Here is a 13,099-nt window from a genome sequence, read left to right as displayed (position 1 = left end):
GTGTGCGCACAGAATTGACGCGGCGCCAGATGCTGTCAAGGGTCGTCGCAGCACCCGCTCACCGGCGGGGCCCGGGGTCGTCACACGCCCGGCGGCGCATGGTCGTGTGGCTCCTGCGTATACCAATCGATACTGTTCGCCCATGCCCGACTATCACGATGATCTTCGCCTCGGCCATGTCCTCGCGGACGCCGCGGACGCCGCCACCATGGAGCGCTTCAAGGCCCTCGACCTCAAGGTCGAGACCAAACCGGACATGACACCGGTGAGCGAGGCGGACAAGGCCGCCGAGGAACTCATCCGCGGCCAGCTCCAGCGGGCCCGGCCACGCGACGCGGTGCTCGGCGAGGAGTTCGGCAGCGAGGGCGCGGGGCCGCGTCGCTGGATCATCGACCCGATCGACGGCACGAAGAACTACGTCCGCGGGGTGCCGGTCTGGGCCACGCTGATCGCGCTGATGGAGCGCGGCGAGGGCGGTGACCGCCCGGTGGTCGGCATCGTCTCCGCACCGGCGCTCAACCGCCGCTGGTGGGCCGCCGGCGGCCTGGGCGCCTTCACCGGCCGCAGCCTGACCTCCGCGAGCCGGCTCCAGGTCTCGAAGGTCGGCCGCATCCAGGACGCCTCGTTCGCCTACTCCTCGCTGACCGGCTGGGAGGAGCGCGGCAAGCTGCCCAGCTTCCTCGATCTGAGCCGGGACTGCTGGCGCACCCGGGCCTACGGCGACTTCTGGCCGTACATGATGATCGCCGAGGGTTCGGTGGACATCTGCGCGGAGCCGGAGCTGTCGCTGTGGGACATGGCGGCCTGTGCGGTGGTCGTGAAGGAGGCCGGCGGACAGTTCACCGGTCTGGACGGAAAGCCGGGCCCGCACAGCGGCAACGCCGCGGCCTCGAACGGTCTGCTGCACGAGGATCTGCTGAGTTACCTCGGCGACTCCGCCCGCTGACCTGCGGCGGGGCGGGTCATTCGGACACCCGTCCCGCACTTGCCCCTTGTTGCATCGGCAGAGGCATGTGAACATGAGAATCCCCCACTTTGTGAACTTGTGAATCCCTTCGCAAGCACATTCACCAAGGAGGTGGCTCCACTCCATGCCCATGCACGTCAAAGACGCCATGAGCACGGTGGTCCTCACCATCGGGCCCGCTCACACCCTCCGTCAGGCGGCGCAGCTGATGGCGGCCCGCCGCATCGGCGCGGCCGTGGTCCTCGACAACGACAACAGCGGCATCGGCATCCTCACCGAGCGCGACATCCTCAATTCCCTCGGCGCGGGCGAGAACCCCGACCGGGAGACCGCCCAGACCCACACCACCTCGGACGTGGTCTTCGCCGCTCCGGACTGGACCCTGGACGAGGCCGCGGACGCCATGGTGCGCGGCGGCTTCCGTCATCTGATCGTGCTCGACGACCACGAGCCGGTCGGGGTGGTATCCGTACGCGACATCATCCGCTGCCGGTCGGCCGCCACGGAGCGGGCCCGCGCCGTACCCGCCTGAACCGCGAACGGCCCCGCGGCCGGACGCCCGAAGAGGCCGGAGCCCACTGGCGTCCGGCCTCTTCGGTTATTACGGCAAGCGACAATTGAGCAACCCCCACGGCGCGCAACCACTTCCGCGAGAGCGGCTGGGGGCACCTCCCGGCGTTAGCTGGGGGAGGCTTAGCCGCAAAGGGCTACCACTCAGCCGCGCAGGGCCTGGACCGCGGCTTCCAGCCGCTTGCCGTAGTCCGCGTCCGCCTTGCGGAAGTTCTCGATCGCCCGCTGGGCGATGTCGTCGCGGGAGACCTGGGAGATGAAGCCCGCCAGGTTGTCGATCAGGCGCTCCTTCTCGTCCTCCGCCATCAGGCGGTAGAGGGTGCCGGCCTGGACGAAGTCGTCGTCCTCGGCGTGCGAGGGCGCGGCCTGCTCGCCGGTGGGGCCGGTCACGGCGGCCGGCTGCCACAGGGGCCGGCCGGTCTCGACGGGGCCGCCGAAGCTGTTGGGCTCGTAGTTCTTCCGTCCGGCGTGACGGCCGTCGTAGAGGACACCGTCCCGGCCGTGGGTGCGCGCCTCGGTGGCGTGCGGGCGGTTCACCGGGAGGTGGTCGGCGTTGATGCCGACCCGGTAGCGGTGCGCGTCGCCGTACGCGAAGAGACGGCCCTGGAGCATCTTGTCGGGGGACGGGCCGATGCCCGGCACGAAGTGGTGCGGGGAGAAGACCGACTGCTCGACCTCGGCGAAGATGTTCTCCGGGTTGCGGTTGAGCTCCAGCTTGCCGATCTCGATCGGCGGGTAGTCCTCGTGCGGCCAGACCTTGGTCAGGTCGAACGGGTTGAAGCGGTAGCCGGCCGCGTCCGCTGCGGGCATGATCTGCACCTGGACGGTCCAGCTCGGGAAGTCGCCCCGCTCGATGGACTCGCGCAGATCGCGCTGGTGGCTGTCCGGGTCGAGGCCGGAGGTCTCGGCGGCCTCGGAGGTCGTGAGGTTCTTGATGCCCTGGTCGGTCTTGAAGTGGTACTTGACCCAGAAGGCCTCACCGGCGGCGTTGTTCCACTGGAAGGTGTGCGAGCCGTAGCCGTTCAAGTGGCGGTAGGAGGCGGGGATGCCGCGGTCGCCGAACAGCCACGTGACCTGGTGGGTGGACTCGGGCGAGAGGCCCCAGAAGTCCCAGACGTTGTCCGCCTCCTGCGAGCCGGTGTACGGGTCGCGCTTCTGGGTGTGGATGAAGTCGGGGAACTTGATGGCGTCCTTGATGAAGAACACCGGGGTGTTGTTGCCGACGAGGTCGTAATTGCCCTCTTCGGTGTAGAACTTCAGCGCGAAGCCGCGCGGGTCGCGCACCGCGTCGGCGGAGCCGAGGTTGCCCGCGACGGTCGAGAAGCGCAGGAAGGTCTCGGTCTGCTTGCCGACCTCGGAGAGGAACGCGGCGCGGGTGTACTCGGTCACATCCGCGGTCACCGTGAAGGTGCCGTACGCACCGGCGCCACGGGCGTGCACGATGCGCTCCGGGATGCGCTCACGGTTGAAGTGCGCGAGCTTCTCGATCAGGAGCTGGTCCTGGATGAGACCGGGCCCGCCGATGCCGGCCGTCTCGCTGTTCTGGTTGTCCCCGACCGGAGCCCCGGACTCCGTGGTCAGCGGTCCGGTGGTGCTCTCTACCGACACGTGCGCCTCCTGAAAAGTCTTCTCCACCTGCCCTTGGCTTGCGCCGGTCACGATCCTACATTGGACATTGTCTAAGTCAAGAAGAAGCCGAAACTCGTACTCGATCCGGCGATGGACCTGCGCTGCTACCCTGGCTGTATCTGACTGATAGGTGATTGGCATGAGTGACCTGCTGGAACGGCTCCGAGGACGCGGCTGGCGGCTGACCGCGCAGCGACGCGTCGTCGCCGAGGTCCTCGACGGGGACCACGTCCACTACACCGCCGACGAGGTGCACGCGCTGGCATCCGACCGGCTTCCCGAGATCTCGCGCGCCACGGTCTACAACACCCTCGGCGAACTGGTCTCGCTCGGTGAGGTGATCGAGGTGAGCACGGACGGCCGGGCCAAGCGCTACGACCCCAACGCCCACCACGACCACCAGCACCTCATCTGCTCGCAGTGCGGCACGATCCGTGACGTCCACGTCCAGGGCGACCCGCTCTCCGCGCTGCCCGAGCCGGAGCGCTACGGCTTCCAGGTCTCCGAGGTCACCGTGACCTACCGGGGCATCTGCCCCAACTGCCACGCCGCGCCCTGACACCAACGGGAGCCGGCCCCCGTCCGGGCCCTCCCCGCACCGCGTCACGCCGCACACCCCCCGAGCCCGCGTCCCTCCGGCCGCGGGCCGCTTCGCGTGCCCGTCCCGCCCACCGATCCCCGCTGCCACCCCGCACCCCACCTCCCCCACCGCACAGCCATGCCCGCACGCCCCTTGCCCGAATCTGACGCCCCGTCATATCGTCGGCCGCGCCGCGCTTTCCGGCCACCGGGCCCGACCGGGCCCGCGCCCCGCACCACGGCGGCACCCTGTCCGCACTCCGCAAGGAGCACCCCGTGGGAGAGCCGCACCCTTCCCCCGCAGCGCACCGCCCACCCGCCGAGCCGTCCGCCGCCCGCCCACCGGCCCTGCGCGCCCGCGCCCTGACCCGCTCGTTCGGCCGCGGCAGCGCGGCGCTGGCCGCCCTCGGCCCCGTCGACACCGAGATCGCACCGGGTGAATTCGTCTGTCTCGTCGGCCCGTCCGGCTGCGGCAAGTCGACCCTGCTGCGGATCGCCGCCGGGCTAATGCGCCCCAGCGAGGGCGAGCTGGAGATCCGCGCGAGCACCGACCGGCCGGCCGCAATGATCTTCCAGGACTACGGCATCCATGACTGGAAGACCGTGCTGGCCAATGTCCGCTTCGGCCTCGACATCCAGCGCGTGCCCCGTAAGGAGGCCGACGCACGGGCCCGCTCCTGGCTCGCGCGGATGGGTCTCGCCGACTTCGCCGGCGCCTATCCGGCCGCGCTCTCCGGCGGGATGCGCCAGCGCGTCGCCCTCGCCCGCGCGCTCGCCGTGGAGCCGGAGATGCTGCTGATGGACGAGCCGTTCGCGGCCCTCGACGCCCAGCTGCGCACCCTCCTCCAGGACGAGCTGCTCGACCTCACCCAGACCACCCGCACCACCACCCTCCTCATCACCCACAGCCTCGAAGAGGCCCTGGTCCTCGGTGACCGGGTCCTGGTGATGTCCGCCCGGCCCGGCCGGATCATCGCCGAACGCCGCCCGCCGTTCGGCCGTCCACGCACCGGCGCGGTCCGGGACACCCCCGAATTCACCGCCCTGAAGGCCGAGTTGTGGCAGCTGCTGCGCAACGAGGTCGACGGGTCCGCCACGGCACAGCCGACCGCCGAGGGGGCCGTCCCCGCATGACCGCCGCCCTGCACCCGCCCGGCCACGAGGACGGCCGGCCCGCCCCGGCCGGCCGTCTTCTCGTCCGCCGCCCCGGCCCCCAGGAGCTGCGCCCCCGGCGCACCCACCGCCGCCGGCGCACCCTGGAGATCTCCCTCGCCGTCGCCGTCCCGCTGCTGCTCGTCCTGCTGTGGCAGCTGGCCGCCGACCGGGCCTGGATCGACGCCCGCATCTACCCCGCGCCGTCCACGATCCTGGCCGACGGCCGGCAGCGCGCCCTGGCCGGCGACCTGTGGCCGGACGTGTGGGCCACGCTCCGGCGCGTGCTGGCCGGGTACGCCGTCGGCACCGTCTCCGGCTACCTCCTGGGCCTGCTGATGGGCTCGCTGCCGCTGGTACGGGCCGCCCTGGAACCCCTCCTGGACGCCCTGTACGTCGTGCCCAAACTCGCCCTGCTGCCGGTCTTCCTCAACATGTTCGGACTCGGCGAGGGACCGCAGGTCGCCCTCGTCGCCGCCACCGTCTTCTTCTTCGTCTGGATCTCCACCATGGCGGCGGTGCTGGCCATCCCCTCCGGGCACCGCGACGCCGGCCAGGTGTTCGGCGCGAGCGCCTGGCAGATGTTCCGGCACGTCCTGCTGCCGGCCTCCCTGCCCGCCGTCCTGGTGGGCGCCCGGATCGCCGCGGGCGTGGCCGTCCTCGTCATCGTCGCCTCCGAGCAGATCGCCGCCACCGACGGCCTCGGCCATCTGATCTTCGACTCCCGTGCCCTGTTCCAGAACGACGTGATGTGCGTCGGCATCGTCTGTGTGGCCGTCCTCGGGGTGCTCTTCTCCGAGCTGGTGCGGCTGGCCGGGCGCTTCCTCACCCCCTGGGCACCCCGCGACCGCGGCCGGTCCCAGAGCTGACCCACCGCACCGCCCCGTCCGACCCGACGCCGCCCCGCACGGAGGTCCCATGCGCACCCGCACCACCACCGTCGCCGTGCTCCTCACCGCCCTCGCCCTCGGCGCGGGCTGCGCCGCCCACAAGGACGACGGCGCCCCTGTTGCCGCTCCCCGCACCATCAAGCCCGTACAGGGCTGCGGCAAGGCCTCCTGGACCGACCCCGCCGACCTCGCCCCGGGCCGCACCCCCGCGCGCTGCGACCAGGGCGCCCCGGCCCCGCGCCCCCTCGCCGGGCGCCGCACGCTCACGGTCGCCACCGGCACCCTCAACGCCGAGTACGTGGCCCCGCTGCGGCTGGCCCTCGCCAGGGGTGAGTTCCGGAAGGAGGGCCTGGACGTCCGGCTGAAGGTCCTGCCCACCCCGGAGGCGCTGCCGCTGCTGGCCAAGGGCGACCTGGACGCCCTGTGGGCGGCCCCCGAGGCCGCCGTCGTCAACGGCATCAACGGCGGTTTCGACATCCGCTGGGTGGCCGGCAACTTCTCCCCCGCCCCGCGGTCCAAGAGCGGTCTGTGGGTGCGCCTGAAGAACGGGGAGAGCGCCTCCTCGGTCTCCCTCAAGGGGTCGAGGATGGGCACCATGATCGGGAAGGGCTCCGTGATCATGTACCCGATGGCCGCGTCCTTCGCCCGGCACGGCGCCGACCTGCGCTCCGTCGCCTTCCAGCAGCTCGGCTCCGCCGACGTACTGACCGCCCTGACCGGCGGCGGCGTGGACTCCGCCTGGCTCCTCGACCCGGTCTGGCGGCGGGTCGACGGCGACCGGAAATACACCTTCCTCGGCGGCCAGCCCCAGGGCGAACCGCTCGGCGGCGCCCTGTACGGGCCGAACCTGCTCCAGCGGGACCCGGACGCCGGGGTCGCCTTCCTGCGGGCCTACATCCGCACGGTCAACACGTACTTCGCCGGCGACTACAAGGCCGACCGGTCATTCGTCACCGGGCTCGCGGACCTCCTGGACCTCGACCGGACGATCCTCACCTCGGTGCCGTCGCTCCGGATGGACTGGGAGATCAGAAAGGGCACCGCGGACCGGCTCCAGAAGGCCTACCGGGACGCCGGCGTCACCAGGGGCGCACCGCTGCCGGAGCGCAGGCTGGTCGACCGCAGCCTGTACGCGGAGGCGGTCGGCCACCGGCTGCGGCGGTAGAACGGCGGACATGACGAAGGCCCGGATCCGCAAGGAATCCGGGCCTTCGTCTTTTCAGTAGCGGGGACAGGATTTGAACCTGCGACCTCTGGGTTATGAGCCCAGCGAGCTACCGAGCTGCTCCACCCCGCGTCGTTGTTGCCGTAACTCTAACCCCAGGCCGACGACCAGCGCAAATCCCTTCCGTACGGTCCAGGACCCGGCCCCGTGGACCGGGTCCTGGAGCGCATATGCGCGTCCGTGGCACCCGCTACGCGCTGAGCTCCTCCTGGAGCGCCGTCCGCAACCGCGCCGCACGCTCCGCCACCTCCGGCGGCCCCAGCTCGACGGCGCGCGCACACCAGCTCTGCGCCTCCGCGAGCGCACCGCGCCGGGCGGCGAGCAGCGCCAGCCGCAGCGCGGCCCGGCCATGGCCGCTCTCGGCGGCACGCTGCCACCACAGGGCGGCCTCGGGAAGGCTGCCCTCGCGCGCCAGCAGCAGCCCGAGGTTGAAGGCACCGTTACGGCTGCCGGCCTCGGCCGCCGCGCGGTACCAGTCGGCGGCTTCGACGGCGTCCCCACGAGCCGCCGCGAACATGCCAACCCGCACCTGGGCACGGCGGTGGCCCTGCCGCGCGGCCCGCTCGTACCACTGCACGCTCTCGTCGTCCGCCGTGCGCTCGCCGTCGGCCAGCCCCTCGCCCGCGGCCGCCGCCCTGCGGTCGAGCAGATCCGCGAGCCGGAAGGCCGCCTCGGCGCTGCCGCCGCCGGCCGCACAGCGCAGGTTCCGCTCCGCGTCCTGAAGCTCACCGTCCCGCAGCTGCACGATGGCGACCTGGAGGGCCGCCTCCGTGTGCCCGGCCGCGGCCGCCCGCTCGTACCAGGTGTGCGCCGTACGCTCCGCACCGCGCCCGGCGAAGAGGATGCCGAGGTTGAACGCGGCATCCACGCTGCCCGCCTCGGCCGCCTTGGAGAACCACGGCTCGGCCCCCGCGGCGTCTCCGCGCTGGAGCAGCAGGATGGCCAGCGCGTTGGCGGCCTCACGGTGCCCGGCGTAGGCGGCCCGGCGGTACCACTGCTCACCGCGCCCCTCCCGGCCCTGCTCGGCGCAGAGCAGCCCGATGTTGTAGGCGCCGTTCACATCGCCGGCGTCCAGCGCGACGCGGTACCAGCGCTCGGCGCTCTGGAGTTCACCGCGGTCGGCGTGCAGCGCACCCAGCGCATTGGCAGCGTTGCCATCGCCGTCCTGGGCCGCCCGCCGCCACCACTCCGCGGCGCTCTCCTCGTCCCCCGCGTCACGCAGCAGGAAGCCCAGCGCACAGGCCGCACGCGCCTCGCCGTCCTTGGCGGCGGACAGATACCAGCGGCCCGCCTCCTGGACGTCACCGCGATCCTCCAGCAGCGCGCCCAGTTGCAGCGCCGCCCGCCGGTGGCCCCGCGCGGCGGCCTGGCGGTACCACTGCTCGGCCTCCTCCTGCTGGGTCAGCTCGCCGTATGCGGGCACCGCACGCCGTTCCGCGTCGCGGCCGTCCTCGATGAGCCGCGCGAGGCGGTAGGCGGCCTCGCGGTGGCCACGCTCCGCGGCCGTACGGAACCAGCGCTCGGCGCCGATGTCGCCGCGGTGCTCCAGGAGGTCGGCCAGGGCATAGGCGCCCAGGCAGTGGCCGGACTCCGCGGACTGGCGCAGCCAGTACTCGGCCGCCGGCTCGTCACCGCGTTCGCGGTAGTGGCGCCCGAGGGCGTGCGCGGCGGCGGCGGAACCGGCGACGGCCGCGATGCGCCACCAGCCGGCCGCCTCGTCCCCGTAGCCCCGCTGGTGCAGCAGGACGCCGAGGTTGTTGGCCGCGGCGCGGTCACCTGCGGCGGCCGCGGAGCGCAGATGCGACTCGGCGCCGTCGAGGTCACCGCGGCGCAGCAGCATCGCGCCGAGCGCGCTCATGGCGGCGGTGTCGCCCGCCTCGGCGGCCCGGCGGTACCCGGACTCGGTCACGGCATCGGACGCTTCGGCGGCCTCCGCGGCCTCCATCGCGTCCATGTGCAGCTCGGATTCGCGCCCGTCGTCGGGCGCATGCACAAACCGGTCCGTCTCCAACAACCTTGCCTTGTCCCCCATAAGACCCATCGTCGCATCACCTGTAACCCGCGTACACCTGGTATACCGCAGCCAGTGAGGTCACTTCAGCGGTTTGTCGACTTCCCGACACGACGACTTGTCAAACTCAAGCACACACCTTCCCCACATCGGCCGTGCGACCCGCTGGGACCGGTAACGACCTGAGCACATGCCGAAGGCCCGGATCCTTGAGGATCCGGGCCTTCGGTCTTCCGTAGCGGGGACAGGATTTGAACCTGCGACCTCTGGGTTATGAGCCCAGCGAGCTACCGAGCTGCTCCACCCCGCGTCGTTGTGACTTCAAGGTATCACGGTAACGGGATGCCCCAGGACCACCGCGCCCCTGTGGCCGCCGGTGCGGAACCGGCGGCCACAGGGTGAGGGCATACGGCCGGCTCAGCCGCCCGGCTTGCCGCCCTTCTCGGACGCCTTCGCCGCGCGGTCCAGCGCCGCCTTGAGCTTCTTCTGGGCCTCGCCGTAACCGGCCCAGTCGCCTGCGGCACGCGCCTTCTCGCCCTCTTCGTAGGCCTTCTGCGCGTCGCCCAGGGCCTGCTGCACCGTCTGGCCGGACGGGGGCTGCTTACCGGTGTCGCCGCCCGGCGGCTCCTCGGTGCCCGTACTGGGCGCCTTCTTGCCGAAGACCACATCCAGCGCGTCCTTGAGGGAGTCCTCCAGGACGGGCTTGTTGTCGCCGTAGCTGACCAGCACCTTCTTCAGGAGCGGGTAGTTGGTGTTGGCGCCCCGCAGATACACCGGTTCGACGTAGAGCAGTCCGCCGTCCAGTGGCACGGTCAGCAGATTGCCGTACTCGATCTCCGAGTCGCCGAACTTCTTGAGGATGTTGAGCTCGTTGGCGATGACCGGATCGGAGTTGAACTTCGACTGCACCAGCTGCGGACCGGGCACCGGTGTCTCCGACGGCAGCTTCAGCAATCTGATCTTGCCGTAGTCGCCGCTGGTCGCATTGGCGTCGACGGCCATGAACGCACCGAGGTTGTCGCGCTTGTTGGGCGTGAAGGTCGTCGTCAGCGAGAACTGGCGGTTCTTCTGGTCCGGCATCTTCATGCTCAGGTAGTACGGCGGCACGGCGTTGCCCGACTTGGTCGTCGGGTCGTTCGGGATCTGCCAGCGCTCGGAGCCGGTGTAGAAGGTGCCCGGATCGGTGACGTGGTACGTGGTCAGCAGCTGACGCTGCACCTTGAAGAGGTCCTGCGGGTAGCGCAGGTGCTCCTTGAGCGCCGGGCTGATGGCGCTCTTCTTCTCGACGGTGCCGGGGAAGGACTTCATCCAGGTCTTGAGGACCGGGTCCTTGTCGTCCCACTGGTAGAGCTTGACCGAACCGTCGTAGGCGTCCACCGTCGCCTTGACGGAGTTACGGATGTAGTTGACCTGGTTCTGCTGGGCCACCACCGCCCGCTGTCCGTCGGTGAGCGAATCGGCCGTGCTGTCCCCGAGCGTGGTGCGCGAGGCGTACGGATAGCCGTTGCTGGTGGTGTAGGCGTCCACTATCCACTTGATCCGGCCGTCGATGACCGCCGGATAGGCGTCGCCGTCGATGGTCAGCCAGGGGGCGACGGATTCGACGCGCTCCTTGGGCGTGCGGTTGTACAGGATCCGCGAGCCCTTGCCGATCGCGCCGGAGTAGAGGATCTGCGGCTCCCCGAACGCCACCGCGTACGCGGCACGGTTGACCGGGTTGGCGAGGTTGACGCCGCTGTTGCCCCGGTAGCTGTAGCTCTTCTCGCCGCTGTCGTCGGAGTAGTCCAGCTCCTTCTGCGGACCGCCGACGATGGAGTACTGCGAGGTCTTCTCGCCGTAGTACACCCGCTGCTGGTACGGGGGGAGCTGCCCCTTGGACGGCAGATCCGACTCGGTGTACTTCGGACCGCCGCCCTCGGAGGCCTCGGTCCCCTTGGCCGCGACCGCGCCGTAGCCGTGGGTGTACTTGAAGTGGTCGTTGATCCAGTTGCGCTCGGGGATACCGGCGATGTTCAGCTCGCGCAGACCGATGACGGTGTCCTGCTCGGCGCCGCCCTTGTCCTTGTAGCGGTCGACGTCGAGGGTGGAGGGGAACTGGTAGTACCCGCGCACCTGCTGCTGTTGCTGGAAGGCCGGCGAGACCACGTTCGGGTCGAGCAGCCGCATGCTGGCCGTGGTGTCGGCGTCATCGCGCAGCCGCTGGCTGTCCGCCTTGCCGGTGGGCTGGTAGTCGCCCTTGTACGGCGTGACCTCGGAGTCCTGGATGTCGTACGCATCCCGGGTCGCCTTGATGTTCTGCTTGATGTACGGCGCTTCCTTGGCCTGCTCGTTCGGCTGGACCTGGAACTTCTGCACGATCGCCGGGTAGAGCCCGCCGATGAGGACCGCCGAGAGCACCATCAGGCCGAAGCCGATCACCGGCAGCTGCCACGTCCGCCGCCAGAGGGTGGCGAAGAACAGCACCGCGCAGATCGCCGCGATGAAGAACAGGATCGTCTTCGCCGGCAGATAGGCGTTGGCGTCGACATACCGCAGGCCCGTCCAGTTGTCGGCCGACTTCAGGCCGCTGGACTTGACCGCCAGGCCGTACCGGTCGAGCCAGTACGCGATCGCCTTGAGCGAGACGAAAATGCCCAGCAGCACCGACAGATGGCCGGTGGCCGCCGCGGTCGCCCGCGAGCCGGGGCTGGTCAGCCGCAGCCCGCCGTAGAGGTAGTGCGTCAGCGCCGCGGCGACCAGGCACAGCACCGCGCAGGCGAAGCCGAAGCTCAACAGGAAGCGGTACCAGGGCAGGTCGAAGGTGTAGAAGGCGATGTCCTTGCCGAACTGCGGGTCCGTCTTGCCGAACGGCACGCCGTTGACCCACAGGAGCCAGGTACGCCACTCGCCGGAGGCGGAGGCCCCGGCGATCAGGCCGATCACCGCGGTGACCGCGATCAGCGCCCACTTCTTGAACGGGGCGATCCCCATCCGGTAGCGGTCCAGGCTCTGCTGCTCCACGGACATCGCGCTCAGCGGCGGCCGCAGCCGGTGCGCCAGCCAGACGTTGACGCCGACGGCCACGGCCATCAGGACGCCGAAGGAGAAGAACAGGCCGATCTTGGTCCACAGGGTGGTGGTGAAGACCGAGGAGAACTTGACCGAGCGGTACCAGAGCCAATCGGTCCAGAACCCCGCAAACATCACGAAGAGCATGGCCAAAACGGCCAGCACACCCAACGTCATGAGCAGGGTCCGGATCCGCCGCGATGGTCGGCCGACTCTGATCCGTGGCCCTGTCGGGCCTCCGCCGCGGTCCGGCATCTGGAAAGCCAAGGTGCGCACCTCGAAGTTCGCTGTCGTGTTGAGCAGGCCCGGCGATAGTAGGACCCACCGATGCAACTTACGAAGGCTTTACTCAGTTCCCGCTTTCCGGGGTACACAAGGCACGATGTTGAGCATGACCAACCTCCCCGTTGACGGCACCCCCCTCGCCGCCGACCCCCTGACCCGCGCGGTGCTCGAGATCGACGAGTACAGCGCCGGGCTCGGCTGGGATCAGCCCGCCCGACTGTTCGCCCTCGTCGACACCGCCAAGCTGCGCGAGCAGGAGCCCTCGCTCGCCGCCCAGCTCGGCATCGACGACTCCACCACCGCGTCCCTGACCCCCGTGGAACAGGACGAGATCCCGGCGGGCGTCCCGCTGGACGAGTTCCTCGCCACCATCGCCTGGCCGGATGCCGTGGCCGGCTGCGCGCTGACCGTGGAGCGGCTGATGCTGCCGCCGTCCGCGGAGGACTCCGAGCCCGCGGGCATGGACGAGGCGCAGCTCGCCAAGTGGGTCGCCCGGCACCCGGACCGCCAGGAAGTCCGGATGACGGTGGCCGTACTGCGCGACGGACGGCGTGAGTCGGCGCTGCGACTGCGCGAGAAGGACTCCACGTCCGAGGTGCTCACCGGCTCGGCGCTGGTGCCGGGCCTCGCGGAAGCACTGGCGGCGACGTTCGAGGGCTGACCGCGGCCCACCATGGCTGACGCCCGGGCCGGACGTGCGCGTCCGGCCCGGAGGGCTCCCCGGTACTCCGGGCCGCTAGGGC

10 protein-coding genes and 2 tRNA genes are annotated in these 13,099 nt (G+C 70.7%); 7 read left to right on the top strand and 5 right to left on the bottom strand.

Annotated elements, in window-relative coordinates; all coding sequences use genetic code 11:
* Window positions 1–142: 142 nt before the first annotated feature.
* Together hisN and M8I34_RS31500 are read left to right on the top strand one after the other, a co-directional pair.
* Complete coding sequence (gene hisN, locus M8I34_RS31505) at window positions 143–946, top strand: histidinol-phosphatase (RefSeq protein WP_250055273.1); 804 nt, start codon at window positions 143–145, stop codon at window positions 944–946.
* A gap of 151 nt (window positions 947–1,097) precedes the next feature.
* The gene (locus M8I34_RS31500; RefSeq protein ID WP_030981669.1) at window positions 1,098–1,499 is read left to right on the top strand and encodes a cyclic nucleotide-binding/CBS domain-containing protein; all 402 of its coding nucleotides are present in this window, start codon (window positions 1,098–1,100) and stop codon (window positions 1,497–1,499) included.
* Window positions 1,500–1,681: 182 nt separating this feature from the next.
* On the opposite strand, the gene M8I34_RS31495 is transcribed toward M8I34_RS31500, so the two are convergent.
* Window positions 1,682–3,145, bottom strand: coding sequence for a catalase (locus M8I34_RS31495; protein ID WP_250055271.1), 1,464 nt, complete (start codon window positions 3,143–3,145; stop codon window positions 1,682–1,684).
* Window positions 3,146–3,305: 160 nt separating this feature from the next.
* Between M8I34_RS31495 and M8I34_RS31490 the strand changes: the two genes are divergently transcribed.
* The 4 genes from M8I34_RS31490 (at window position 3,306) to M8I34_RS31475 (ending at window position 6,952) form a co-directional block, all read left to right on the top strand.
* Complete coding sequence (locus M8I34_RS31490) at window positions 3,306–3,725, top strand: Fur family transcriptional regulator (protein WP_250055269.1); 420 nt, start codon at window positions 3,306–3,308, stop codon at window positions 3,723–3,725.
* Between the two features lie 296 nt (window positions 3,726–4,021).
* Complete coding sequence (locus M8I34_RS31485) at window positions 4,022–4,879, top strand: ABC transporter ATP-binding protein (RefSeq protein ID WP_374211014.1); 858 nt, start codon at window positions 4,022–4,024, stop codon at window positions 4,877–4,879.
* The gene (locus M8I34_RS31480; RefSeq protein WP_250055267.1) at window positions 4,876–5,766 is read left to right on the top strand and encodes an ABC transporter permease; all 891 of its coding nucleotides are present in this window, start codon (window positions 4,876–4,878) and stop codon (window positions 5,764–5,766) included. The genes M8I34_RS31485 and M8I34_RS31480 overlap by 4 nt, the downstream gene beginning before the upstream one ends.
* A gap of 49 nt (window positions 5,767–5,815) precedes the next feature.
* The gene (locus M8I34_RS31475; protein WP_250055265.1) at window positions 5,816–6,952 is read left to right on the top strand and encodes an ABC transporter substrate-binding protein; all 1,137 of its coding nucleotides are present in this window, start codon (window positions 5,816–5,818) and stop codon (window positions 6,950–6,952) included.
* A 58-nt stretch (window positions 6,953–7,010) separates the two neighbouring features.
* On the opposite strand, the gene M8I34_RS31470 is transcribed toward M8I34_RS31475, so the two are convergent.
* The 4 genes from M8I34_RS31470 to M8I34_RS31455 all read right to left on the bottom strand — a co-directional run bounded on the left by M8I34_RS31470 (window position 7,011) and on the right by M8I34_RS31455 (window position 12,248).
* Window positions 7,011–7,084 (bottom strand) — tRNA-Met (locus tag M8I34_RS31470).
* A gap of 118 nt (window positions 7,085–7,202) precedes the next feature.
* Complete coding sequence (locus tag M8I34_RS31465; RefSeq protein ID WP_250055263.1) at window positions 7,203–9,053, bottom strand: tetratricopeptide repeat protein; 1,851 nt, start codon at window positions 9,051–9,053, stop codon at window positions 7,203–7,205.
* A gap of 206 nt (window positions 9,054–9,259) precedes the next feature.
* Window positions 9,260–9,333, bottom strand: a tRNA-Met gene (locus M8I34_RS31460).
* Window positions 9,334–9,440: 107 nt separating this feature from the next.
* The gene (locus M8I34_RS31455) at window positions 9,441–12,248 is read right to left on the bottom strand and encodes a UPF0182 family protein (RefSeq protein ID WP_250055261.1); all 2,808 of its coding nucleotides are present in this window, start codon (window positions 12,246–12,248) and stop codon (window positions 9,441–9,443) included.
* 214 nt (window positions 12,249–12,462) lie between these two features.
* Between M8I34_RS31455 and M8I34_RS31450 the strand changes: the two genes are divergently transcribed.
* Window positions 12,463–13,017: a PPA1309 family protein gene (locus M8I34_RS31450; RefSeq protein WP_030981653.1), complete on the top strand. Its 555-nt coding sequence runs from the start codon at window positions 12,463–12,465 to the stop codon at window positions 13,015–13,017.
* Window positions 13,018–13,099 lie beyond the last annotated feature (82 nt).

Origin of the sequence: Streptomyces sp. MCA2 (assembly GCF_023544705.1) — a bacterium.
Taxonomy (GTDB): Bacteria; Actinomycetota; Actinomycetes; order Streptomycetales; family Streptomycetaceae; genus Streptomyces; species Streptomyces decoyicus.
The sequence above is the reverse complement of the archived record's forward strand: the minus strand, read 5'-3'. Positions and strand labels throughout refer to the sequence as shown.

Coding starts and splice junctions, on each gene's coding strand:
- M8I34_RS31465 (WP_250055263.1), bottom strand. CDS start 9,053: ATGGGTCTTATGGGGGACAAGGCAAGGTTGTTGGAGACGGACCGGTTT.
- M8I34_RS31455 (WP_250055261.1), bottom strand. CDS start 12,248: ATGACGTTGGGTGTGCTGGCCGTTTTGGCCATGCTCTTCGTGATGTTT.
- M8I34_RS31450 (WP_030981653.1), top strand. CDS start 12,463: ATGACCAACCTCCCCGTTGACGGCACCCCCCTCGCCGCCGACCCCCTG.
- hisN (WP_250055273.1), top strand. CDS start 143: ATGCCCGACTATCACGATGATCTTCGCCTCGGCCATGTCCTCGCGGAC.
- M8I34_RS31480 (WP_250055267.1), top strand. CDS start 4,876: ATGACCGCCGCCCTGCACCCGCCCGGCCACGAGGACGGCCGGCCCGCC.
- M8I34_RS31500 (WP_030981669.1), top strand. CDS start 1,098: ATGCACGTCAAAGACGCCATGAGCACGGTGGTCCTCACCATCGGGCCC.
- M8I34_RS31490 (WP_250055269.1), top strand. CDS start 3,306: ATGAGTGACCTGCTGGAACGGCTCCGAGGACGCGGCTGGCGGCTGACC.
- M8I34_RS31475 (WP_250055265.1), top strand. CDS start 5,816: ATGCGCACCCGCACCACCACCGTCGCCGTGCTCCTCACCGCCCTCGCC.